This is a genomic window from Peptoniphilus indolicus ATCC 29427 (assembly GCF_000227315.1).
In the GTDB taxonomy this organism is placed as follows: domain Bacteria; phylum Bacillota; class Clostridia; order Tissierellales; family Peptoniphilaceae; genus Peptoniphilus; species Peptoniphilus indolicus.
The window spans coordinates 1-2,743 of record NZ_JH165071.1 but is presented as its reverse complement, the minus strand read 5'-3'; the positions used below and the strand labels follow the sequence as shown (position 1 = coordinate 2,743).

Annotated in this window: 2 protein-coding genes and 1 pseudogene; all 3 read left to right on the top strand. The window is 28.8% G+C overall.

Annotated elements, in window-relative coordinates; genetic code table 11:
- Window positions 1-361 precede the first annotated feature (361 nt).
- The 3 genes and pseudogenes from HMPREF9129_RS12720 to HMPREF9129_RS12865 all read left to right on the top strand — a co-directional run bounded on the left by HMPREF9129_RS12720 (window position 362) and on the right by HMPREF9129_RS12865 (window position 2,510).
- Window positions 362-867, top strand: a pseudogene (locus HMPREF9129_RS12720) (hypothetical protein).
- 558 nt (window positions 868-1,425) lie between these two features.
- A complete protein-coding gene (locus tag HMPREF9129_RS09715) occupies window positions 1,426-2,211 on the top strand; it encodes a class I SAM-dependent methyltransferase (protein WP_115312067.1) in 786 nt (261 codons plus the stop codon).
- Window positions 2,212-2,321: 110 nt separating this feature from the next.
- Window positions 2,322-2,510: a TnpW family protein gene (locus HMPREF9129_RS12865; RefSeq protein WP_083827207.1), complete on the top strand. Its 189-nt coding sequence runs from the start codon at window positions 2,322-2,324 to the stop codon at window positions 2,508-2,510.
- Window positions 2,511-2,743 lie beyond the last annotated feature (233 nt).

The window sequence follows — 2,743 nt, the reverse complement described above, 5'->3', positions numbered from 1 at the left end:
AAATATAAAGAAAATATCTTTCCCTTAAAAATATTTTGTTTAAACTGCAATATCAAATTTAACTAATTTTCCGAAAGAGTTAACCTTTTAGGGACAGAGAAAATAATAAAATTGGGGAAGGAAGTAGTTTTCATATTAAAATAGGAAAAGCAGTATTCCATGAATCAACAGGCGGAGAAAAAGGCAAAGACAGAAAAGGATAAGTTGATGTGCACTTTAATTTTCACACAACTGTCAGTTGCCACAGAAAGCCGATATAGGAAAAATGGCTTAAAAATAGTATAATAATATAGATATTGACTGAAACAAATTTAAGTTTGCAAAGCAAGATAAATTTAAATACGAAAAGGAAGATGATTTTATGGCTCTAATAGATGCAATTCTTTACGGAATTGCTATAGCAGCTATTTTTAACGGTGCAGTGGCTTCTTTGGTACTTATTAATCCAAGATTCTTTTTGGATTCTTATCCAAAGGCTATCCAGAAAACAGCTCCGCAACAAATGACAAAGCAAGAGAAAAAATAAACATGACATTTACTATCATTATTGTGGGAGTTTGTTTTATTTATTCAACAATAAGTATTTTACATTCAGGAGTTGTTGGCTTTTGGAATATATTTTGGATGGGATACATTCAGTGGAGTATATTAAATATAGGAGACTTTTTGTTATTGGATTGTCTCTTATTTCAAGGAAAATATAAAGAAAAGATAATTATTCCGGGAACAGAGGGACACAAAGATTATGAGTTTAATAATTGGATGAAACATTTGGCAATTCGAGAACATTTTTTATTAGTTCCATTTTTTCTTGTACCAATTATAGCTACAATTCAAGCTTTGTTTGTTGGCTTTTTAGGAAGATAAATTTAGAGTTGCATAAATTAATTTAACAATTTGATAAAGAATCAACAAAAAATCAGATAAAAAGCTATCTGATTTTTTAGAAAGTCCTATCCATCACCAGAACAAAGTATTAGAAAAATATTTGAAGTATAAAGACACATACAAAGCCTATATCAAGTTAAAGAAAGGCAAATAAGATAATTTTTAAAATGAGCATATGGCAAATATTATTAAAGAGATTAAAAATATCACGTAGGACATTTAGGAGAATAAATATATAAGATTGTAAATAAGAAGTAATAACCTTTAAGAAAGAAAAGACAAGCTATATTTTAAAATCATAGATATACGAAAGAAGTGGGTTAAGCAGAAAAAGTTAAAATCTTTATAGAGTAGTTACAGGAAGCTTCAAATGTACTAAAAAAGATGAAAAGTAACGAGTTATATTTATAAAATTTGGCTTAAATATGGTATTTTATCATAAGCGTTGAGTGAAATAAAATTTTAATTAACTCAAGGAGGTGTGTTGAAATACAAAAAGTAAAGATAGAAAAGAATACCGTTCAGGAAACATTGTTTGTGCCACTATATGGTAGAAAAATGTGTTCTGAAAAATTTCCTGAACTTTATACAGATATTTTTGCAAAGAAGCTGTGTGATGGATTGGATTATGATTTTTCCAAATTAGATAGAAAAAACAATTCATTCTTATATGAATTCGGATCGCTTGAAGCAGCAATGCGTCAGTTGGATATTATGTGGGAAATCAAAGAATATCTAAAGATTTATCCAAAGGCAACTGTTGTAAATCTCGGTTGCGGCTTGGATGAAACGGGAAAAGCCTGTGATAATGGAAGTTGTAAGATAGTAAATGTAGATTTTCATGATGTTATAGAGATTCGTAACCAGCTTATTTCAAATTATGAAAGAGAAAGAAATGTTGCCTGTGATTTAAAAGATTACTCATGGATGAACGAAGTAGACGGTTCAAAAGGAGTTATTTTCTTTGCGGCAGGGGTATTTCATTATTTTAAGAAAAATGAAGTGAAAGATTTAGTTTTAGAACTTTCTAAAAGATATGTAGGGGGTTGTTTGATTTTTGATAGTGTAGGTAAGCTCGGTTTAAAGCTAATGATGTCAAAGACACTAAAGAGTATGGGTATCAGCGATGTAGACGGATTATTCTATACAAGTAGTCCAATACAAGACCTTAACTGGTCGGATAAAATAAAAATTACCTCAAAGGGATATATGTTAGGTTACAATGATATGAAAAGCCCTAATATTCACTTCTTTCATCGTTTACTTGCAAGGATAGGTGATGATATGATGAAGATGGCTATAAATAAGATTGAGTTTGTCTAAATCAAACAATTAAACATAAAATATAACATGGCAATTCATGAAATAGTAAACCAAAAAAGTTTACTGTTTTTCTTTGTCTAAAAACGAAAAGGAGAACACGTAGAAGAAAAATAAAAATAAAAACACTACATAATAAACAGTTAATTATAGATAATGGAAAAACAAAATATACTGTAAACCTACATTTCAAGCAGGGTACAAGCGAAACATATAAAGACAAAATATCAAAGCTAATCAAGAGAGAGACGGAAAAGTTTATGTCCTTAACAAATTTTTCCAAAAATTTCAATAAGCTTTGACTTATTAAGCTATTCTGTAAATATTGTTAGAGGCTTTTAGTAATCTAAGATTTTCCCTGGTAGAGTGTTCACTCAATTTATTATCTTTAAATCATTATCTTGAGTATAGTCTGATAGAAATTTTTTGGGGTAAGAATTTACTTATTAGACTATTATTTCTTTATTGTTTTTTTCCTTGGTGTTGTTTTGATGAGAATAATATACATCATATATAAATTTCTTTTTTTATTTTG